The 19,821-nt window shown below is 55.6% G+C and carries 19 protein-coding genes and 1 riboswitch; of the genes, 10 read left to right on the top strand and 9 right to left on the bottom strand.

The features are described from left to right. The coding region (locus ACSEMK_RS08765) for a hypothetical protein (protein WP_435336368.1) at nucleotides 1–123 on the top strand (123 nt) is incomplete at its 5' end. Nucleotides 124–186: 63 nt separating this feature from the next. Here the strand turns inward: ACSEMK_RS08765 and fbaB are convergent. The 5 genes from fbaB to ACSEMK_RS08740 form a co-directional block, all read right to left on the bottom strand. Continuing rightward, complete coding sequence (fbaB, locus tag ACSEMK_RS08760; protein WP_015365768.1) at nucleotides 187–1,239, bottom strand: class I fructose-bisphosphate aldolase; 1,053 nt, start codon at nucleotides 1,237–1,239, stop codon at nucleotides 187–189. A 148-nt stretch (nucleotides 1,240–1,387) separates the two neighbouring features. Continuing rightward, nucleotides 1,388–2,188, bottom strand: coding sequence for a bifunctional hydroxymethylpyrimidine kinase/phosphomethylpyrimidine kinase (gene thiD, locus ACSEMK_RS08755; RefSeq protein WP_087860194.1), 801 nt, complete (start codon nucleotides 2,186–2,188; stop codon nucleotides 1,388–1,390). After that, nucleotides 2,185–2,958, bottom strand: a complete 774-nt coding sequence (thiM, locus tag ACSEMK_RS08750; RefSeq protein WP_430914782.1) for a hydroxyethylthiazole kinase — start codon at nucleotides 2,956–2,958, stop codon at nucleotides 2,185–2,187. The genes thiD and thiM overlap by 4 nt, the downstream gene beginning before the upstream one ends. A gap of 34 nt (nucleotides 2,959–2,992) precedes the next feature. After that, nucleotides 2,993–3,089: riboswitch (TPP riboswitch) on the bottom strand. A 105-nt stretch (nucleotides 3,090–3,194) separates the two neighbouring features. Continuing rightward, nucleotides 3,195–3,524, bottom strand: coding sequence for a DUF1493 family protein (locus ACSEMK_RS08745; RefSeq protein WP_032714951.1), 330 nt, complete (start codon nucleotides 3,522–3,524; stop codon nucleotides 3,195–3,197). Next, complete coding sequence (locus tag ACSEMK_RS08740) at nucleotides 3,518–3,976, bottom strand: STM2901 family protein (RefSeq protein ID WP_087860204.1); 459 nt, start codon at nucleotides 3,974–3,976, stop codon at nucleotides 3,518–3,520. Before ACSEMK_RS08740 ends, ACSEMK_RS08745 begins: the two co-directional genes overlap by 7 nt. A 312-nt stretch (nucleotides 3,977–4,288) precedes the next feature. On the opposite strand from ACSEMK_RS08740, the gene ACSEMK_RS08735 reads away from it, so the two are divergent. Then, the gene (locus ACSEMK_RS08735) at nucleotides 4,289–4,714 is read left to right on the top strand and encodes a hypothetical protein (protein WP_087860192.1); all 426 of its coding nucleotides are present in this window, start codon (nucleotides 4,289–4,291) and stop codon (nucleotides 4,712–4,714) included. A 282-nt stretch (nucleotides 4,715–4,996) separates the two neighbouring features. Next, the gene (locus tag ACSEMK_RS08730; protein ID WP_113374384.1) at nucleotides 4,997–6,973 is read left to right on the top strand and encodes an alkyl/aryl-sulfatase; all 1,977 of its coding nucleotides are present in this window, start codon (nucleotides 4,997–4,999) and stop codon (nucleotides 6,971–6,973) included. A gap of 45 nt (nucleotides 6,974–7,018) precedes the next feature. Here the strand turns inward: ACSEMK_RS08730 and ACSEMK_RS08725 are convergent, their stop codons facing one another. Continuing rightward, nucleotides 7,019–7,654: a helix-turn-helix domain-containing protein gene (locus ACSEMK_RS08725; RefSeq protein ID WP_113374383.1), complete on the bottom strand. Its 636-nt coding sequence runs from the start codon at nucleotides 7,652–7,654 to the stop codon at nucleotides 7,019–7,021. A gap of 214 nt (nucleotides 7,655–7,868) precedes the next feature. Between ACSEMK_RS08725 and ACSEMK_RS08720 the strand changes: the two genes are divergently transcribed. After that, nucleotides 7,869–9,845 carry an alkyl/aryl-sulfatase gene (locus ACSEMK_RS08720; RefSeq protein ID WP_430914781.1) on the top strand — a complete coding sequence of 659 codons (1,977 nt, stop codon included), beginning with the start codon at nucleotides 7,869–7,871 and terminating at the stop codon, nucleotides 9,843–9,845. Nucleotides 9,846–9,986: 141 nt separating this feature from the next. Next, nucleotides 9,987–10,409, top strand: a complete 423-nt coding sequence (locus ACSEMK_RS08715; RefSeq protein ID WP_430914780.1) for a universal stress protein — start codon at nucleotides 9,987–9,989, stop codon at nucleotides 10,407–10,409. On the opposite strand, the gene ACSEMK_RS08710 is transcribed toward ACSEMK_RS08715, so the two are convergent. After that, nucleotides 10,406–11,317: a LysR family transcriptional regulator gene (locus ACSEMK_RS08710; RefSeq protein WP_430914779.1), complete on the bottom strand. Its 912-nt coding sequence runs from the start codon at nucleotides 11,315–11,317 to the stop codon at nucleotides 10,406–10,408. The genes ACSEMK_RS08715 and ACSEMK_RS08710 overlap by 4 nt on opposite strands. Before the next feature lie 124 nt (nucleotides 11,318–11,441). Between ACSEMK_RS08710 and ACSEMK_RS08705 the strand changes: the two genes are divergently transcribed. Both ACSEMK_RS08705 and ACSEMK_RS08700 read left to right on the top strand, forming a co-directional pair. Then, nucleotides 11,442–13,253 (top strand): adenine deaminase, encoded by a 1,812-nt coding sequence (locus ACSEMK_RS08705; protein ID WP_213794403.1) that lies wholly within the window; start codon nucleotides 11,442–11,444, stop codon nucleotides 13,251–13,253. 2 nt (nucleotides 13,254–13,255) lie between these two features. Then, nucleotides 13,256–14,599 (top strand): NCS2 family permease, encoded by a 1,344-nt coding sequence (locus ACSEMK_RS08700; protein WP_113374378.1) that lies wholly within the window; start codon nucleotides 13,256–13,258, stop codon nucleotides 14,597–14,599. Here ACSEMK_RS08700 and ACSEMK_RS08695 read toward each other — a convergent pair. After that, nucleotides 14,589–15,488, bottom strand: coding sequence for a LysR family transcriptional regulator (locus ACSEMK_RS08695; RefSeq protein WP_087860186.1), 900 nt, complete (start codon nucleotides 15,486–15,488; stop codon nucleotides 14,589–14,591). The two genes, ACSEMK_RS08700 and ACSEMK_RS08695, sit on opposite strands and share 11 nt — an antisense overlap. 183 nt (nucleotides 15,489–15,671) lie before the next feature. Between ACSEMK_RS08695 and ACSEMK_RS08690 the strand changes: the two genes are divergently transcribed. Beyond that, complete coding sequence (locus tag ACSEMK_RS08690) at nucleotides 15,672–15,989, top strand: RcnB family protein (RefSeq protein WP_087860184.1); 318 nt, start codon at nucleotides 15,672–15,674, stop codon at nucleotides 15,987–15,989. Continuing rightward, complete coding sequence (locus ACSEMK_RS08685; RefSeq protein ID WP_259678468.1) at nucleotides 15,982–16,434, top strand: GNAT family N-acetyltransferase; 453 nt, start codon at nucleotides 15,982–15,984, stop codon at nucleotides 16,432–16,434. Before ACSEMK_RS08690 ends, ACSEMK_RS08685 begins: the two co-directional genes overlap by 8 nt. Here ACSEMK_RS08685 and apbC read toward each other — a convergent pair. After that, nucleotides 16,431–17,540, bottom strand: coding sequence for an iron-sulfur cluster carrier protein ApbC (gene apbC / locus ACSEMK_RS08680; protein WP_015365751.1), 1,110 nt, complete (start codon nucleotides 17,538–17,540; stop codon nucleotides 16,431–16,433). The two genes, ACSEMK_RS08685 and apbC, sit on opposite strands and share 4 nt — an antisense overlap. Nucleotides 17,541–17,691: 151 nt before the next feature. Here apbC and metG point away from each other — a divergent pair, with 151 nt between their 5' ends. Then, on the top strand, nucleotides 17,692–19,725 hold the full coding sequence (gene metG, locus ACSEMK_RS08675; RefSeq protein ID WP_045377042.1) for a methionine--tRNA ligase: 2,034 nt from the start codon (nucleotides 17,692–17,694) through the stop codon (nucleotides 19,723–19,725). Nucleotides 19,726–19,821: the final 96 nt, after the last annotated feature.

Raw genomic sequence — 19,821 nt, 5'->3', positions numbered from 1 at the left:
GTGGCTTATACCGCGCTCTATCTGCTGGCGTTTTGTCTGTGCCCGTTTATTCGCGTTGAGCAGCCCGGTTTTGCTACCAGCGAAGCGGCTGAACCGCTGAACGTCAGCGCAGTAAAATCATAAAAAAACCCCGGAGACCGGGGTAAGTAAAATAGTCAATCCGGGCCTCGCGCCCGGATTTTTGCCTTACGCGATGGTGACTTTGCCGTCCAGATAGACATCCTGCACCGCATTGATCAGCTTCACGCCTTCGCTCATCGATTTCTTAAAGGCTTTACGACCGAGGATCAACCCCATGCCGCCGGCGCGTTTATTGATCACCGCCGTGCGCACCGCATCGGCGAGATCGGTTTCGCCGCCCGCCGCGCCGCCGGAGTTAATCAACCCGGCGCGGCCCATATAGCAGTTCGCCAGCTGATAGCGCACCAGATCGATCGGGTTATCGCTGGTCAACTTGCTGTAGACGCGATCGTCGGTATAACCGAAGTTCACCGCCTTATAGCCGCCATTATTCTCGGCCATTTTCTGCTTCACGATATCAGCGCCAATGGTGGCGGCCAGATGGTTTGCCTGGCCGGTCAGGTCAGCGGAAACGTGGTAATCGACGCCATCTTTTTTGAATGCCGGGTTGCGCAGATAGGCCCACAGCACGGTGACCAGGCCGAGCTCGTGCGCGCGTTCAAAGGCGGCGGAGATCTCTTCAATCTGCCGACGCGACTGTTCGGAGCCAAAATAGATCGTCGCGCCAACCGCAACCGCGCCCATGTTGAACGCCTGTTCGACGCTGGCGTACAGGGTTTGGTCATACTCGGTCGGGTAGCTCAGCGTTTCGTTATGGTTGAGCTTGACGAGGAATGGAATGCGGTGCGCGTAGCGGCGCGATACCGAGGCCAGTACGCCATAGGTAGAAGCCACGCAGTTACAGCCGGCTTCGATGGCGAGTTCCACGATATTCTTCGGATCGAAGTAGAGCGGGTTGGCGGCGAACGACGCGCCCGCCGAGTGCTCTACGCCCTGGTCGACCGGCAGAATGGAAAGGTACCCCGTTCCCGCCAGGCGCCCGGTATTGTAGAGGGTCTGCATATTACGCAGCACCGCAGGCGGGCGGTTGTTATCCACCATCACCCGGTCGACGTAATCCGCTCCCGGTAAATAGAGTTGGTCGGCTGGAATAGTCATACAACGGTGCTGTAAAAGGCTGTCGGCATCTTTGCCAAGCAACTGCGTAATATCAGTCATAGCTATCTCCCGTAAGTGCTGGCCGCAGCCAGCATGTTTTATCCCAACCCAAAAATTATGGGCAGGTTAAGCCTGGTACCGAGTTAGCATATTTTCCAGCCGGGAGCGCGTTTTTTCAGTAGATTCTGCTGTCTCGTTTCACTGCCATTTACCACCAGGCGTGGAAATGATGCACCGGGCCGATACCGTGCCCCACTTCCAGCGAATCGGCCTGCGCCAGCGCCGCCGACAGCCAGCCCTTCGCTTCGGCGACCGTTTGTCCCCAATCGGCATAGCGCGGACGCAGCGCCGCCAGCGCGGCAGATAACGTACAGCCGGTACCGTGGGTGTTTTTGGTCAGCACGCGCGGCGCGGTAAAGCGCTGTTCCCCTTCACGGGTGAACAACCAGTCCGGGCTTTCGGCGTCGTCCAGATGTCCGCCTTTCATTAATACCGCCCCGCAGCCTAACGCCAATAGCGCCCTGCCTTGCTCCAACATCTCGCGCTCGCTTTGCGCATGCGGCGCATCGAGCAGCGCCGCGGCCTCCGGCAAATTCGGGGTGATCAGTGAAACGTGGGGCAGCAGGCGCTGACGCAGCGTCGCAATGGCTGAATGGGATAACAGCGGATCGCCGCTTTTCGCCAGCATCACGGTATCCAGCACCACGTTGGCAATCTGGTAGCGAGCAAGACGCTCCGCCACCGCTTCAACGATATCGGTTTCCGCCAGCATGCCGATTTTCGTGGTATCGATTCGCACATCGCTAAACACCGAATCCAGCTGCGCCGCCACGAAGTCAGGTTCGATACGATACACCGACTGCACGCCGCGAGTATTCTGCGCCACCAGCGCGGTGATGACCGAGCAGCCGTAAGCGCCGAGCGCGGAAAATGTTTTGAGGTCGGCCTGGATCCCGGCGCCGCCGCTGGGGTCGGTGCCGGCGATGGTTAAGGCGTTAATCCGCTTCATGCCGACACCCCCGCGTATAACGCGTCGAGGAATGCCGGGATAAAACTGCCGGGGCCGCCGTGTCGCGCCGCTTCACCTCCCGCCATTTTCAGCAGGCCGCAGGCGGCAGCCACGTTTTGCAGCCGATCGCCGGGCATCGCGGCGCTTGCCGCCACAACTGCGGATAACGCGCAGCCGGTCCCGACCACCCGCGTCATCAAGACATCACCGCCGCTCACGGTAAGCGTGCGCTCGCCGTCGCTGATGTAATCCACCTCGCCCGTCACCGCGACCACGGTATTAAGCTTACGAGCCAGCGCCTGGGCGGCGGGTAACGCGGCGGCCGCGCTGTCGGTGGTATCGACGCCGCGCCCGCCGCCGCTGCTCCCCGCCACCGCCATGATTTCCGAGGCGTTGCCGCGAATCGCCGCAGGCCGCAGTTCCAGTAGCTCATGGCAAAAATCGGTACGCAACGTCAGCGCGCCGACGGCAACCGGATCCAGCGTCCAGGGTTTTCCAGCCTGCCGGGCGCTCTGCGCCGCCGCGCGCATCGCGTTGGCGCGCTCAACGGTTAAGGTCCCGACGTTAATCAATAGCGCATCGGCGATGGCGGCAAACTGCGCGGCTTCCGTAGGGTCAATCACCATCGCCGGCGAGGCGCCGATAGCCAGCAGCACGTTGGCAGTGAAAGTCTGGACCACATCATTGGTCATACAGTGAACAAGCGGCGAAGAGGTGCGGAAAAGCTGTTGTAGGTGCGCGATATGCGCCGGGTTTAGCGGTTGATGCATGGTTTGCTCCCGCCAGATGAGGAAGCAGCGCAGACCATGCGGTCTCTGACTTCCCTACGCTGGCATTATCCAGATCAGGTGGTACGGGTATTTCTCAGCCTTCACAAAGAAGGGCACCCCGAGTCATTTGGTACAAAAATGGCGACTAACGTTCCGTTAATCTCTAATCAGGATAGTAATGCCAGCGGTAAGGCTTGTAAACGGTAAAAGCGGTATGTCTCCCGGCGATATGTCCCTTAATCGTACAGCCATCTCCCGGCTTTGGCTGACTGGATAAACATATCAATGGTGAACTCTGGAACATCTACTGGTTCAGGCTTTTTAAATGGATTCCATGAAAAATTGACTTCGGGATAGTACGTTTCAAGATGGAAATTCGACATGTCGACGTTGAACTCTTTTGCATAGTCTTCAACTAACTCTTCAACGTCATCTTGATCTAACTGGACATCAAAATGAATGCTCGAGTCTGCCGTGTATGTAGCGTATTTCTTGTTCCTGAGGATATAGGTCCCACTACGAATAGTGAACAACTTGATGACGCGTTTTTCGATATCTTCTACCATAGCTTATCGTTGCCCCGCGCGATGGTATTGTATTCAATGATCGTGTTGTAAATGATCTGCGATACATCAGCCACAATGATCACTTCACCAATGAGGGGAATAGTCCGTCCCACCCACGTTCCAATTTTCCTCACCATCCTCCTTTTTACAGTCCATGGAGTATAACCGCCAATCCATGTAGGCATTTTTAACCCAAATGGGAACATTCTATTGCCAAATACTCGTCTGGCACCTTTCGATAGTCTGGATGTTCCAGGAATTGCCGATCCGGGTTTAGCCCGTGTCGCCTGATCATTTATACCCGCATACAGTGCATATACAGAGGCAACATCTTTGATACCAAATTGATCAGCAGTATTGAAGACAAAGATCATGAAAAATAGTTCTGAGGCGGTAAGGTTTGAACGCCCCGCAAAAAAGTATGTTCCATTTATTTCCTCAACAGTATCCACTTCATAATCCCTTATGATCCTTGCAGAAAGCGCCATCATAATGGCTGATTTGCATACCGTCATTACGCGTCGTTGTATCATCCTTGTACTTTTGCCACAGAGACGCCCCTTTTTCCTGCGCCATGTAAGCGATTACACAAAATTTTAGCTATCCGTGCGGAGGTTGATTTAGATCACAATTCACTTAATAACCATACGACATAGTTACTACGCGTCACGAACTAAGCGAACACAGTAACCGCAGTAGTCGCCGCTGCAGTTAGTTTGTTGCATAACATGTTAAAAATAATTTCGACACTAAGGTCGTTAATGATGAAAGTGAAACACGTTTCTATGCTGCTGCTGGTACTCAGCGCAGCCATCGCGACCGGTTGCAGTTCACCGGCGCAGCGTATGGCCGAGTGCGAAGCACAGGGGATCAGTAAAGATGCCTGTTATATTGCGGAACAAAACAAACAGGCTGCGGTGAACGCCGCAGCGGAGAAACAGGCGCTGGAAAATGCGCAGGCTTTATATCCCGTGCAGAAAGCGCAGTCCAGCAAAAAAGTTAAAGTCTTCAATGGCATGAAGCTGGTCACAAACTCAACCGGGCTGACAGTTGATGGCAAACCCGCGGCCTTAGACGAAAGCAATGCTGACGCGAAAACCTATTCGCAGGGTTTATACGTTTTTATTGTCTACCAATCCGGAAAAATTGCCGTCATGCAGGACGGTAAATTTTTAGGCTACGCCAAATAGCGTCTCTTCCTTGTTAATTTAAAAGCGGCCTAAGGGCTGCTTTTTCCCCCTTCCCCGCAGTAGCAGACACGTCAAACGCCGCGCTAAATAAGCGGCATTAATCCCATTGGATAAATCTCATTTTACCTACGAGAGAGTAGTTTTTTAACTAATGTATTTTTTTGTAATCATTAACTTGCTCAATGTAAACAATTGGTTATAGTTCAAAGAAGCGTTACAAGTTGTAACACCATGTCAGATCGGAATTAACGAGTGAATCGCCATTAAGGTAAGAGGATTCCAATGAAATTGACCCCTATAGTGAAAGGATTAGCCATTGCCGGCTTGCTATCATCGATTAGCTTGTCAGCATGGGCGGAAGTCGCGGCAAAAGAAGCGACCGCCGCCACCAAACAAGCCAACGACGCCCTCTACAACCAACTCCCCTTCTCCGACAACACCGATTTTACCAATGCTCATAAAGGTTTTATTGCCGCACTACCGACCGAAGTGATTAAAGGCGAACAGGGTAATGTCGTGTGGGACCCGCAGCAGTACTCTTTCATTAAAGAAGGTGAAAAAGCCCCGGATACCGTCAACCCGAGCCTGTGGCGCCAGTCGCAGCTGATTAACATCAGCGGTCTGTTTGAGGTGACCGACGGCGTCTACCAGATCCGAAATCTGGACCTTTCCAACATGACCATCATCGAAGGTAAAGAAGGCATTACCGTCGTTGACCCGCTGGTATCAGCGGAAACCGCAAAAGTGGGCATGGATCTGTATTACAAAAACCGCGGTAAGAAACCCGTTGTCGCCGTTATCTACACCCACAGCCACGTTGACCACTACGGCGGCGTGCGCGGCGTGGTTGATGAAGCGGATGTGAAATCCGGCAAAGTAAAAATTTACGCACCGTCCGGCTTTATGGAAGCGGCCGTGGCAGAAAACATCATGGCTGGTAATGTCATGAGCCGCCGCGCCAGCTACATGTACGGCAACCTGCTGAAACCATCGGCCACCGGACAGGTGGGCGCCGGCCTTGGCACCACCACCTCGGCGGGTACCGTGACCCTGATTGCCCCAACCAATATCATTGAAAAAGACGGGCAGAAAGAAGTCATTGACGGTCTGACCTATGACTTCATGCTGGCGCCAGGTTCGGAAGCGCCGTCGGAAATGCTGTGGTTCATCGAAGAGAAAAAACTGATTGAATCCGCGGAAGACGTGACACACACCCTGCACAATACCTATTCACTGCGCGGCGCGAAAATCCGCGAACCGCTACCGTGGTCGAAGTACATCAACGAAGCGATTGTACGCTGGGGCGACAAGGCCGAGATTATTATGGCTCAGCACCACTGGCCGACCTGGGGCAACGAAAACGTAGTCAACCTGCTGAAGAGCCAGCGTGACCTGTATCGTTACATTAACGACCAGACTCTGCGTATGGCTAACGAAGGGCTGACTCGCGATGAAATCGCCGCTAAATTCAAACTACCGGATAGCCTTGCCAACACTTGGGCTAACCGCGGTTATTACGGCTCTGTTAGCCACGACGTGAAAGCCACCTACGTGCTGTATCTCGGCTGGTTCGACGGCAACCCGGCCACCCTCGACGAACTGCCGCCGGAAGAAGCGGCGAAGAAATTCGTCGATTACATGGGCGGCGCCGATGCCATCATGAAGAAAGCGAAAGAGGATTACGACCAGGGTAACTACCGCTGGGTAGCCCAGGTCGTCAGCAAAATCGTCTTCGCCGATCCGAAAAACCAGGATGCACGTAATCTGGAAGCTGATGCCCTTGAACAGTTAGGCTACCAGGCGGAATCCGGCCCGTGGCGTAACTTCTACCTCACCGGCGCGCAGGAACTGCGTAACGGCGTGGTGAAAGGGCCAACCCCGAACACCGCCAGCCCGGATACCGTGCGCGCGATGACCCCGGAAATGTTCTTCGACTATCTGGCGGTACATATCAATGGCGAGAAAGCGGGTAACGCGAAATCGGTCTTTAATATCGATCTCGGCAGCGACGGCGGCAAGTATAAGCTGGAGCTGGAAAACGGCGTACTGAACCATACCGCCAACGCGGAAGCGAAAGATGCCGATACCACTGTTGCCCTCAACCGCGCCACCCTGAATAAGATCATCCTCAAAGAGGAGACGCTGAAGCAGGCCGTCGATAACGGCGACGCGAAAATCACCGGTAACGCCGATAAGCTCAATGAAATGCTGGGCTATATGGACAAGTTCGAATTCTGGTTCGACATCGTTACGCCATAATACCCTGCTCCCGCGGCGCTCGGTCGCGGGAGTTTTCCCTCTTTGCTAGTAAGCTTCCGGCAATGGTCGGTCGATGGAAACCAGTTTGCCGCGCTTCATCGTGATATAGCCCCCGGCTTTCAGATCCGCCAGCACCCGAAAAACATGCGTGCGCGACAGATTAGTGCGCTTAATAATAAACAGCGCCAGGCCTTCGTTTTCCCCCTGATGGGTACTCTGGCGATAGAGATAGCGAAACAGCATCGGTCTGATAGTCTGGTAGCTGGTCATCTGCCGGCGTTCGTTATGAAGATCGATAGTAAAAATCGACATATAGGTAAGAATGGTCGCCAGCTCCTGCACGCGTTCAGGACCGCCGTGTAAAAAGATTTGGTCAAAGATCTCATAAGTGACTTTAACCAGCTTCACCGCCGCGCTGCCGATATATTCAAACTTCGCCAGCGGGCAATATCTTTCCATAAGCCCAATCGGCATATACTCAATGGAATTACCAATATGAAGGCCGTTCTCCGGCATTAATATTGATAGCGAACCTTCAGCGCAAAAATAAATATATCCAGGCTGAATTGCTAATTTTTTATTTGCCGCAACCGTCAGGGTCTCCCCTTGTGCCATTATTTGCGGAAAAAAGGCATCAATGTTGAGTTGTTGATAATAGCTATGGATATCCTGAAAATTCACGCTATGCCCCTTGCTGCGCCGTCTGCCGTGGTATCGAGTATAGCAGCGAAGTGATGGCGGATTCGAGATGATTATTTTCTCACTAATGACCAGTCCCATATGGGACTATCAACGCAAAGTATTCGCTTTAAAATGGCCAGTAATTAGTCCGCATTTGAATTATCCGCTGATATTAAACATTGATAGCGGAACAAATAATCTAAGAGGCCATGCAATGAAATTAAATCAGATCGCTAAACATCTGGCTCTGGCCGGTGTTTTAACTTCGCTGTCGCTTTCCGCCTTCGCAGCTGCTCAGCAGCAGGACGCCACTCCGGCAACTCAGCAGGCAAATAACGCGCTGTACAATAAACTGCCGTTTGCCGATAAAACTGATTTCGATAACGCGCATAAAGGCTTTATCGCCGCGCTACCGCAGACCATGATTAAAGGCGAGCAAGGCAACGTTATCTGGGACCCGGCAAAATATGACTTCGTCAAAGAAGGTGAAAAAGCCCCGGATACCGTTAACCCAAGCCTGTGGCGCCAGTCGCAGCTGATTAATATCGGCGGCCTGTTCAAAGTCACCGACGGGGTTTATCAGATCCGTAATCTCGATCTCTCCAACATGACCATCATCGAAGGTGAAAAAGGGATCACCGTTATCGACCCGCTGCTGAGCGCCGAGCCGGCGAAAGAAGCGATGGATCTCTACTACGCCAACCGTGGTAAAAAGCCGGTCGTCGCCGTCCTGTTCACCCACAGCCATGTTGACCACTACGGCGGCATTCGTGGCGTGGTTGATGAAGCCGACGTGAAGGCCGGCAAAGTAAAAATCTACGCCCCGGCAGGATTCATGGAAGAAGCGGTTTCCGAGAACATTATGGCCGGTACCGCGATGAGCCGTCGCGCCAGCTATATGTACGGCAACCTGCTGAAGCCTGACGCCAAAGGCCAGGTCGGCGCTGGTCTTGGCACCACCACCTCGGCGGGTACCGTGACGCTGCTCCAGCCGACCAACTACATCACTAAAACCGGCCAGCAGGAAGTGATTGATGGCCTGACCTACGACTTCATGATGGCGCCGGGTTCCGAAGCGCCGTCGGAAATGCTGTGGTATGTCAAAGAGAAGAAAATGATTGAAGCGGCAGAGGATGTTACCCATACCCTGCACAACACTTACTCGCTGCGCGGCGCGAAGATCCGCGATCCGCTGGCGTGGTCAAAATATATTAACGCCGCGATCGACCGCTGGGGCAACGATGCTGAAGTCATTATCGCCCAGCACCACTGGCCGACCTGGGGTAACGACAACATTATCAAGCTGATGAAAGGCCAGCGCGACATGTACCGTTACATCAACGACCAGACCCTGCGTATGGCCAACGAAGGGCTGACCCGCGATGAAATCGCCGCTAACTTCAAGCTGCCGGAATCGCTGGAGAAACAGTGGTCGAGCCGCGGTTATTACGGCTCCGTCAGCCACGACGTGAAAGCGACCTACGTTTACTACCTCGGCTGGTTCGATGGCAACCCGGCAACCCTCGACGAGCTGCCGCCGCAACAGGCTGCGAAGAAGTTCGTTGAATACATGGGCGGCGCCGATGCCATCATGCAGAAAGCCAAAGCCGACTATCAGCAGGGGAACTACCGCTGGGTCGCACAGGTGACCAGTAAAATCGTCTTCGCCGACCCGCAGAATGCCGATGCGCGTAACCTCGAAGCGGATGCCCTGGAGCAGTTAGGTTACCAGGCGGAAGCCGGTACCTGGCGCAACTTCTACCTGACCGGCGCGCAGGAACTGCGTAACGGCGTACAGAAACTCCCGACGCCTAACACCGCCAGCCCGGATACCGTGCGCGCGATGACCCCAGAAATGTTCTTCGACTACCTGGGCGTACATATCAACGGCCATAAAGCCGGCGCGGCAAAAGCGGTCTTCAACATCGATCTCGGTAAAGACGGCGGTAAGTACAAGCTGGAACTGGAAAATGGCGTACTTAACCACACCGCGAATGCGGTAGCGGACGATGCCGACGCCAGCATTACCCTGAATCGCGATACCCTGAACAAGATCATTTTGAAACAGGAAACGCTGAAGCAGGCTGAAGACAAGGGCGACGTCAAGATTAGCGGCAATAGCGCTAAGCTCGATGAAATGCTGAGCTACATGGACAAATTTGAATTCTGGTTCAACATTGTCACCCCGTAAGCGATAATCGCTGAATCTCCCTCGCGCCCTGGTAGGCCGCGGGGGATTTTTTTATCCATTCGCCTCGCATGTTCTGATTTGCGTTCCCCTCGCCGCAGGCCCAAAATGAGTTCAGGACTGTTTTATTGCGCGGAGGTATATATGACCGTTTATCACCATGCGCTGGTACTGATTAATAGCAGCCTTGATGGTGTTCCGTTGCTACAACACGCCGTCAGGATGGCGCAGGAAAACGGGATGCGGATTACCATCGCCCACATCAGCACCGACTACCGGGCGCTTAATTACGTATCCGACAGCCTGCAGAATGATGAAGTATCGCAAGAGGTCATTCAGGCCAAAGCCCTGCTCAACGAGCTGGCGACGACCGTCGCCCTGCCGGTACAGACGCTATCGCTGGTGACAACCCGCCGTTTTGCTGATGTCGAAGAGTGCGTACGACAACGCCATATCGATTTAATTATCGCCGGACACCATAACCGGCTGCTGGGGATGCTGTCCTCGCACTCGCTGGAGTACATCAACCATTTGACAGTGGACGTACTCATAAAACACCTACCCTAGCGCAATGCGGACTGTAACAGAGAAAAACACTCTTCGATTGATGGCGGTAGCGCCTGCGGCCCACGCATCAGAGCCACCGTCCGCGTCAGCGCCGGCTGCTGCAGTTGCGCCACCTTTAACGCCGGATCGTGCAGATAAGTCGTATAGAGCGCCGGGAGAATAGCCACCGCCAGCCGCGAACGCACCAGTCCATAAAGGGTTTCGATATAGTCTACCTGGTAACGCGTCGTTAAGGTCAAACGCTGGCTTTCCACCAGCGCCGACACCAGCCGCTGGATATTCCCCTTTGAAAAAACGGCAATATCACGACCCACCAACTGTTTCCACGGTAAATTTGGCTGCGCAGCCAGCGGATCGTCGCGGTGCAGCACCGCCACGAAAGGATCCTCGCGCAGCGGATAAACCACTAGCTCAACTGGTAGCGAACTGTCGATCGCGCCGATACCAAAATCAATCTCACCGCTTTGCAGCGCCCGCATTAACGCATCGTTGGTCTGGTCATGAAATTCGATGCGCAGACGCGGAAAGGCCTGCGCCAGAGTCTGCGGTAGCAGCGGAAACAGCAGCGAACTCACCGACGGTACCAGCCCGATACGCACCGTGCCATCGCCGCCTGCTTCCACGATCTGTTGCATATCAAAAAAGGATGCCTGGGCCACGCTCAGTATCCGCTGGGCATGGGGTAAAATCGCCGCCCCCAGTTCCGTCAGAGTGACCGCCGAGGCGGTACGATTGACCAGCTTGCCGCCGATCACGGTTTCAATCTGCCGCAGCGCGCTGCTGAGCGCCGGTTGGCTAATCGCCAGCCGATTGGCGGTATCGGTAAAATGGCGCAACTGAGCCAGGGTCACAAAATACTGCAGTTGCTTCAGCGAGAGCGCGGGCAGACGTTGCCAGGGTTCGTTCATTGTCAGGTTCGCTACCGGTGGTCATACAGAATAACCCGAGCTTATCGGGCGATAAATTTATTCATCTGGGCAAACGTTTGCTGTGCCCCTAGAGTATCCGCATTATCCTTGTGGTGGAGTTGTTATGTCCAGCAATGCTGAAGCACGTCGTCGCGCCGTACAGGCCGCGCGCGGCGAATCCCCGTTTGATCTGTTGCTTATCGATACGCAGATCGTCGATATGGCCACTGGCGAAATCCGCGACGCTGACGTCGGTATCGTTGGTGAAATGATTGCCAGCGTACATCCGCGCGGCAGCCGCGCCGACGCCCATGAAGTGCGCTCGCTGCAAGGCGGCTATCTGTCGCCCGGCTTGATGGACACCCATGTACATCTTGAAAGTTCGCATCTGCCGCCCGAGCGTTATGCCGAAATCGTCCTGACGCAGGGTACCACCGCGGTGTTCTGGGATCCGCATGAGCTGGCCAACGTGCTCGGCGTCGATGGCGTGCGCTACGCGGTTGATGCCAGTCGCCACCTGCCGTTACAGGTGATGGTGGCCGCGCCATCCAGCGTCCCCTCTACGCCAGGTCTCGAAATGTCCGGCGCTGATTTCGCCGGCGCTGAAATGGAAACCATGCTCGGCTGGCCGGAAGTTCGCGGCGTGGCGGAAGTGATGGATATGCATGGCGTGCTGAACGGTAGCGAACGGATGCAGGAGATTGTCCAGGCCGGGCTTAACAGCGGCAAACTGATTGAGGGCCATGCCCGTGGGCTCAGCGGCGCCGATTTACAGGCATATCTCGCCGCCGGCGTCACCTCCGATCATGAACTGACTTCAGCGGCCGATGCGCTGGAAAAACTGCGCGCCGGGTTGACTATCGAAATTCGCGGCTCGCACCCCTATCTATTGCCCGAGATCGTTACGGCGTTAAAAACGCTGCCGCATCTCTCCTCGCAAATCACCGTCTGCACCGATGACGTACCGCCGGATATGCTGCTGGAGAAAGGCGGCATTATCGCCCTGCTCAACCTGTTGATTGAACACGGTTTGCCAACGGTCGATGTGCTACGTTTCGCCACCCTTAATGCCGCTATTCGCCTGCAGCGCAACGATCTTGGGCTAATTGCCGCGGGACGACGCGCGGATCTGGTGGTGTTTGATTCGCTGGAGAAACTCGAGGCTCAGGAGGTCTATGTCGGCGGCAAACTTATCGCTCATAACGGTCACCTGCTAACACCGCTTGCCGCCGCGCCCGGCGTGACGCCGCCGCGTGATACTTTGCAGTTAGCGCCCCTCGCCGCTGAAGACTTTATTCTGCGAATTAAGGGCATTCGCCATGGCGTCGCCCGCCTGCGCCACATCAGCGGCGCGCGCTTCACGAAATGGGGAGAAGTGGAAGTACAGATCCGCGACGGAGAAGTACAACTGCCCGCGGGCTTTAGCCTGATTTGGGTTAAGCACCGCCACGGCCGCCATCAGGCAACGCCGCAAATCGCCCTGCTTGAAGGCTGGGGGGAGCTGCGCGGCGCCATTGCCACCAGCTACTCGCATGACTCACATAACCTGGTCGTGCTCGGGCGCGATGCTCATGATATGGCCTTAGCGGCAAATCAGCTGATCGCTTCCGGCGGCGGAATGGCGCTGGCGCAACAGGGCGAGATCCTGGCCCATGTGGCGATGCCGATTGCCGGTATGCTCTCCGATCTTCCCGCCGCCGAGCTGGCGCGGCAGTTCCGCGAGCTGCGAGATTTAAGCAGTAAAGTCGCCGACTGGGAGCCGCCATACCGGGTATTTAAGGCGATTGAAGGCACCTGCCTCGCCTGTAATGCCGGGCCGCATCTAACCGATTTGGGTCTCACCGACGGCGGCAGTCGCCAGATAGTTGACCCGTTGATAGCCTGCCGGGAGACTCCGGCGCCAACTCATCACAACAATAATCCTCAGGGAGCCTGAGCATGGCCGATAACACACTTCATACTTCTGCCCGTAGCCACTGGCTGGAGCGCCGTTTTGCGCTGCGCGCACGGGGCGGTTCGCTACGCACCGAATGCCTGGCCGGGATCACCGGCTTTCTCGCCGCCGCCTATTTACTGGTGGTCATTCCAGGACTGCTGGCGATTGGCGGAATGGATAAAGGCGCCGCCACCACGGGCACCATCCTGGTCTTTGTCGCCGGTTCGTTATTAATGGCGTTTTATGCCAACCTGCCGTTTATCGTTGGTCCGGGCATTGGCGGCTCGGTACTGGTGGGGGTGACGCTGGCGGGCAGCGAAGGTATTGGCTGGCAGATTGGCCTCGGGATTGCCTGCTGGTCGGGGATCCTCTTCTTCCTGTTGACCCAATTCGGCCTGCGCGAAGTGGTCACCCGCTCGGTACCGCAGTCAATTAAGCTGGGGCTCACGGCTTCGATCGGGTTATTCGTTGCCGTTCTTGGCTTTCGCAATGCCGGGCTGGTGTTGGCGAATGCCAAAACCAACGCCCTGATGCTCGGTGATTTTCTTGCCCCCGGCGCGCTGGTGGCGCTGTGCGGCCTGTTTCTGGCGATAGCGCTACAGGCGCGTAAAGTACCAGGCGCGATACTGTGGGCCATTCTGTTCGCCACCCTGGTGGGTATTCCGTTCGGCGTGACAAAGCTACCTGACAGCTTTATTGACGTTCCGCACTCGCTGGCTCCGGTGTTCGGGCAAATCGATCTGTTGGGGGCATTAAATATCGCCTTCCTGCCGTTCCTGTTCGTCTTTTTCGCGTCCGAGTTTTTCTCGACCATGGGTACGACACTGGCGGTCGGCGGCGAGGCGGGCTTGCTGGATGAAGAAGGCAACATGCCGCAGATTAATCGCCCGTTTATGGTCGATTCGATTGCCGCCGCGCTGGGCCCGTGGGTCGGTATTCCGGCGGCCACGGCGCTGATTGAATCATCCGCGGCGGCCGAAGCCGGCGGCAAGACCGGCCTTACTGCGCTGGCGGCGGCGGTGATGTTCCTGTTGATGCTGCTGTTTACGCCGGTGGCGCTCATGATCCCTAAAGAGGCCACCGCGCCGGCGTTAATTCTGATTGGCCTGAATATGTTCAGCGGCCTGCGCAAAGTCGATCTGGGAAACTTCACCGACGGTCTGCCGGTGTTAATGATGGTGATGATTACGCTCATCGCCAACAGCTTCGGCACCGGTATCGCCGGCGGGCTGCTGTTTTACATTGTCATCAAAGCGATCGCCGGCAAGTGGCGTGAAATTCCGATTGGCCTGTGGGTGCTGGCGATCCCGCTAATCTATTACTTCGCGACCTTAGTTAAGCACTAAGCGCTTCACAATGTGATTTCACCTCTTGATATAACAAACGCACCGCGGCAGAGAGCTGCTTGCGGTGCGGACAAATCATATTCAGCGGCGTTAAATCGCCCTGATAGTCCGGCAGCAGCCGCACCAGACGCCCTTCTCGCAGATCGTCGCTGACATCGAGAAACGATTTATAAGCGATTCCCTCACCGGCTACCGCCAGCCGACGGATCACCTCCGCATCATCACTCATAATCGCGCCGTTCATCTCCACGGTATGCACTTCATTACCTGAAATCAGCGGCCAGCGGTCAAAAGGTCGGCCACGTAATACGTACAACAGCGCGCTGTGCCGGGATAATTCCTCGAGGCTACTGATTTGACCGTGGCGGGCAATCCACTGCGGTGAAGCAACCAACACCCGACGGTTTTCCGGCGCGACGGGCAGCGAGATAAACGAAGCGTCTTCGTGGTAGCCGTAGCGAAAAGCGACATCCACCGGATCTTTAAACACGTCGGTCAGATGATCGGAAAAGTGCAGCCGCAGGCGCAGCGCCGGATGACGTTCGCGAAAAGCGCAAAATACCTTGAGCAGCAGGTTACGCCCTAGATCGGATGGCACGGCAATTTGCAGCGTGCCGCGTACTTCATCCCCTGGCGTCTGAATTTTCTGTAGCCCGGCCTGAAGGGTATCGAGCATCTGGGTGGCATAGGGGAGCCAGGTTTCGCCCTCCGGGGTCAGGCGCAGGCTACGGGTCGAACGAGCAAAAAGGCGAATATTAAGCGTCGTTTCCAGGCGTTTGATCGCTGCGCTTACCTGCGCAGGCTGCTGCCCCGCTTCTCGTGCCGCCTCGCTAAAACTGCCTAACGCCGCCGCGCGGACAAATAAGGTCAGATCTTCCAGCCTGAACATGCCAATTCTCCAAAGCTTCAGAATGCTCCCAAAATAGCGATTTACCGCGCAACAACGCAAGCGGCACAAGACTTCAGCCGTGTTTTGCTTACACTTTTTAAAAAACCAGTGCTTGCCATTTCAGCAGCGCTTCAGGAATGATACGAGGCTGCTATTTTGAGTCCAGGTAATATTGAGGAAAATATGCGTAAAACAAAAATGATGCTTCTGGGCGTACTTCTTGCCAGCGCCAGCGCAAGCTGGGCGGCGCCGGCCTCCGGGATTGAACAGTATGCGATGAAAGAATTCACCGCTGATTTTACCCAATTTCATATTGGCGATACCGTGCCGGCGATGTACCTCACTCCTGAGTACAACATCAAGCAGTGGCAACAGCGTAACCTGCCTGCGCCGGATGCCGGCAGCCACTGGACCTACATGGGCGGCAACTACGTCCTGATCACCGACACCGAAGGCAAGATCCTGAAGGTGTATGACGGCGAGATTTTCTATCATCGCTAAGTCATCGACGCAGCCGCAACTGCGCATTCGCCCCGGTCACGACAGCGACTATCCTCGCCTGCGCCAGCTATTCCTTGACGCGCGTATGGCCTCGTGGACATGGCTTAACAGCGATCAATGGCGGCTGGAAGATTTTGATGCGGTGGTACAAGACGAGCAGCTATGGGTCGCCGAATGCGGCGATACGCTGGCAGGATTCGCCTCGGTGTGGGTTATCGACAACTTCCTGCATAACCTGTTCGTGGATCCGCAGTGGCAGGGAAAAGGCGTCGGTAGTCTGCTGCTGGAACAGGTTCAGCGCTCATTTAAGCACAGCGGTACGCTGAAATGTCTGTCGCGAAATGAAAACGCCCTGCGCTTCTACCAGCATCACGGCTGGAAATTCGAAGCCCAGGGCGCGTCTCCTGACGGAGATTATTGGCTGATGCGTTACACCCAGCCTTAAACGGCGCGGAAGGCTATTTCGCTCGGGATAACTTCGCCCTGCCAGTACATCTGCGCCGCCACGCGTCCCGCCAGCTGGCGGTAGATATCGGTAAACTCGCTTTCCGGACGAGCAATGACCGTCGGCGTGCCTTTATCCAGATCTTCACGCAGCGTGATATGTAATGGTAACTGGCCTAGCAACTGAGTGTGGTACTTCGCCGCCAGCTTCTCGGCGCCGCCAGTGCCGAAGATAGGTTCGTGGTGCCCGCAGTTGCTGCAAATATGCATGCTCATGTTTTCCACGATGCCTACGACCGGCACTTCTACTTTCTCAAACATCACGATGCCTTTTTTGGCGTCGATCAGCGCGATGTCCTGCGGCGTCGTCACCACCACCGCGCCGGTTACCGGAATGTTCTGCGCCAGGGTCAGCTGGATGTCTCCGGTTCCCGGCGGCATGTCCAGTACCAGGTAATCCAGATCCGGCCACAGCGTCTCCTGCAGCATCTGCATCAGCGCCTTACTGGCCATCGGGCCGCGCCACACCATGGCGTTGTCGTCGGTCACCAGATACCCAATGGAGTTAGTCGCCAGGCCATACTTCATGATCGGCGCCATATGGGTGCCGTCCGGGGATGTCGGGCGGCTGTCTTCCGCGCCAAGCATGGTCGGAATCGACGGGCCATAGATGTCGGCATCGAGGATACCCACTTTGGCCCCTTCCGCCGCCAGCGCCAGCGCGAGGTTCACGGCGGTAGAGGATTTGCCCACCCCGCCTTTACCAGAACTCACGGCGATGATGTTTTTCACGCCATTAATGCCCGGCTGGTTTTTCACCCGTTTCAGGGTGGCGATACTGTGAGAGAGCTTCCAGTCGATGGCTTTCGCGCCGGTGATACGCAGCAGCTCGGCGCTGCATTGCTCCTTCAACGCCTCAAACGCGCGGGTCCAGACGAACGGCATTTGGATCTCGATATGCACGGTATCGTCAAGCCAGGCGACATGGTGCAGCGCCTTTAGCGTGGTGAGGTTATGTTTCAGGGTTGGGTGCTGGAAATTAGCCAGAGTCCCGGCGACCATCGCACGTAGACGTTCGGGGGATTTGGCCTGGGATTGCGAACTCATCCCGACTCCTTTGTTATTGTGAGTTGATTCTTGTCCGTTAAGTTTACCTGAAAGGGAATAATTCCCCCACAATAAGCTTTGGGCTTACCAAATTATTGCCTTTCAGGTAACATCAAAAGCCCTTTTTACAACAGAAGATGTAATGCCCACTATGACTCAAGTCGCGAAAAAAATTCTGGTAACGTGCGCGCTGCCGTACGCCAACGGCTCTATCCACCTCGGCCACATGCTGGAGCACATCCAGGCTGATGTCTGGGTCCGTTACCAGCGAATGCGCGGCCACGAAGTCAACTTCATCTGCGCCGACGACGCCCACGGCACCCCGATTATGCTGAAAGCGCAGCAGCTTGGCATCACCCCGGAGCAGATGATTGGCGAGATGAGTCAGGAGCATCAGACCGATTTTGCCGGTTTCGATATCAGCTACGACAACTACCACTCGACGCACAGCGACGAGAACCGCGAGCTGTCGGAGCTTATCTATACCCGTCTGAAAGAAAACGGCTTTATTAAAAACCGCACCATCTCTCAGCTCTACGACCCGGAAAAGGGCATGTTCCTGCCGGACCGTTTCGTCAAAGGTACCTGTCCGAAGTGTAAATCCCCGGACCAGTACGGCGATAACTGCGAAGTCTGCGGCGCGACCTACAGCCCGACGGAGCTTATCGACCCGAAATCCGTGGTGTCCGGCGCGACGCCGGTAATGCGTGAATCTGAGCACTTCTTCTTCGACCTGCCGTCCTTTAGCGAAATGCTGCAGGCGTGGACCCGCAGCGGCGCGCTGCAGGAGCAGGTGGCGAACAAAATGCAGGAGTGGTTCGAATCCGGTCTGCAACAGTGGGATATTTCCCGTGATGCGCCGTACTTTGGTTTTGAAATTCCGAATGCGCCGGGCAAATACTTCTACGTCTGGCTGGATGCGCCGATCGGTTACATGGGTTCCTTTAAGAATCTGTGCGATAAACGCGGCGACACGACCAGCTTCGATGAATACTGGAAGAAAGATTCCAGCGCCGAGCTGTATCACTTCATCGGTAAAGACATTGTTTACTTCCACAGCCTGTTCTGGCCGGCCATGCTGGAAGGCAGCAACTTCCGTAAGCCGACCAATCTGTTCGTTCACGGCTATGTCACGGTAAACGGCGCCAAGATGTCCAAATCTCGCGGCACCTTTATCAAAGCCAGCACCTGGCTGAACCATTTTGATGCCGACAGTCTGCGCTATTACTACACCGCTAAGCTCTCTTCGCGCATCGATGATATCGACCTGAACCTGGAAGACTTTATCCAGCGCGTTAACGCCGATATCGTTAACAAAGTGGTCAACCTGGCCTCACGTAACGCCGGCTTTATCAATAAACGCTTTGACGGCATGCTCTCCGCTGAGCTGGCTGACCCGGCGCTGTATAAAACCTTCACCGATGCGGCTGCCGCTATCGGCGAAGCGTGGGAAAGCCGCGAGTTCGGTAAAGCAATCCGCGAAATTATGGCGCTGGCCGATGTCGCTAACCGCTATGTCGACGAGCAGGCGCCGTGGGTGGTGGCAAAACAGGAAGGCCGCGACGCCGACCTGCAGGCAATCTGCACCATGGGGCTGAACATGTTCCGCGTGCTGATGACCTGGCTGAAGCCGGTTCTGCCTGGTCTGAGCGCGCGCGCTGAAGCGTTCCTCAACACCGAGCTGAGCTGGGACGCCATCCAGCAGCCGCTGCTGGCGCACAAGGTTAACGCCTTCAAAGCGCTGTACAACCGCATTGAAATGAAACAGGTCGAAGCGCTGGTGGAAGCCTCTAAAGAAGAAGTTAAAGCCGCCGCCGCGCCGGTCACCGGTCCACTGGCCGATGATCCGATCCAGGAAACTATCTCCTTTGACGATTTCGCTAAAGTGGATATGCGTATCGCGCTGATTGAAAACGCCGAGTTCGTCGACGGTTCCGATAAGCTGCTGCGCCTGACGCTGGATCTCGGCGGCGAGAAGCGTAACGTCTTCTCCGGCATCCGCTCCGCCTACCCGGATCCGCAGGCGCTGATTGGCCGCCTGACGGTGATGGTCGCTAACCTGGCGCCGCGTAAAATGCGCTTCGGCATCTCCGAAGGGATGGTGATGGCCGCCGGCCCCGGCGGGAAAGATATCTTCCTGTTAAGCCCTGACAGCGGCGCACAGCCGGGTCAGCAGGTTAAATAAACCTCGCAAAAGCGCTGCTCCGGCAGCGCTTTTTTTATTCCCTTCACGCCTTCTGTTGCGACAATGCGTAATCGCCATAATAATCATTACTGTCTG

Origin of the sequence: Klebsiella sp. K-3, from assembly GCF_051207495.1 — a bacterium.
Lineage (GTDB): Bacteria > Pseudomonadota > Gammaproteobacteria > Enterobacterales > Enterobacteriaceae > Klebsiella > Klebsiella aerogenes.
The sequence above is the reverse complement of the archived record's forward strand: the minus strand, read 5'-3'. Positions and strand labels throughout refer to the sequence as shown.

What these genes read in the sequence shown, in the direction of transcription:
- fbaB (WP_015365768.1), bottom strand. Translation starts at nt 1,239, where the DNA reads ATGACTGATATTACGCAGTTGCTTGGCAAAGATGCCGACAGCCTTTTA.
- thiD (WP_087860194.1), bottom strand. Translation starts at nt 2,188, where the DNA reads ATGAAGCGGATTAACGCCTTAACCATCGCCGGCACCGACCCCAGCGGC.
- thiM (WP_430914782.1), bottom strand. Translation starts at nt 2,958, where the DNA reads ATGCATCAACCGCTAAACCCGGCGCATATCGCGCACCTACAACAGCTT.
- ACSEMK_RS08745 (WP_032714951.1), bottom strand. Translation starts at nt 3,524, where the DNA reads ATGGTAGAAGATATCGAAAAACGCGTCATCAAGTTGTTCACTATTCGT.
- ACSEMK_RS08735 (WP_087860192.1), top strand. Translation starts at nt 4,289, where the DNA reads ATGAAAGTGAAACACGTTTCTATGCTGCTGCTGGTACTCAGCGCAGCC.
- ACSEMK_RS08730 (WP_113374384.1), top strand. Translation starts at nt 4,997, where the DNA reads ATGAAATTGACCCCTATAGTGAAAGGATTAGCCATTGCCGGCTTGCTA.
- ACSEMK_RS08720 (WP_430914781.1), top strand. Translation starts at nt 7,869, where the DNA reads ATGAAATTAAATCAGATCGCTAAACATCTGGCTCTGGCCGGTGTTTTA.
- ACSEMK_RS08715 (WP_430914780.1), top strand. Translation starts at nt 9,987, where the DNA reads ATGACCGTTTATCACCATGCGCTGGTACTGATTAATAGCAGCCTTGAT.
- ACSEMK_RS08710 (WP_430914779.1), bottom strand. Translation starts at nt 11,317, where the DNA reads ATGAACGAACCCTGGCAACGTCTGCCCGCGCTCTCGCTGAAGCAACTG.
- ACSEMK_RS08705 (WP_213794403.1), top strand. Translation starts at nt 11,442, where the DNA reads ATGTCCAGCAATGCTGAAGCACGTCGTCGCGCCGTACAGGCCGCGCGC.
- ACSEMK_RS08700 (WP_113374378.1), top strand. Translation starts at nt 13,256, where the DNA reads ATGGCCGATAACACACTTCATACTTCTGCCCGTAGCCACTGGCTGGAG.
- ACSEMK_RS08695 (WP_087860186.1), bottom strand. Translation starts at nt 15,488, where the DNA reads ATGTTCAGGCTGGAAGATCTGACCTTATTTGTCCGCGCGGCGGCGTTA.
- ACSEMK_RS08690 (WP_087860184.1), top strand. Translation starts at nt 15,672, where the DNA reads ATGCGTAAAACAAAAATGATGCTTCTGGGCGTACTTCTTGCCAGCGCC.
- apbC (WP_015365751.1), bottom strand. Translation starts at nt 17,540, where the DNA reads ATGAGTTCGCAATCCCAGGCCAAATCCCCCGAACGTCTACGTGCGATG.
- metG (WP_045377042.1), top strand. Translation starts at nt 17,692, where the DNA reads ATGACTCAAGTCGCGAAAAAAATTCTGGTAACGTGCGCGCTGCCGTAC.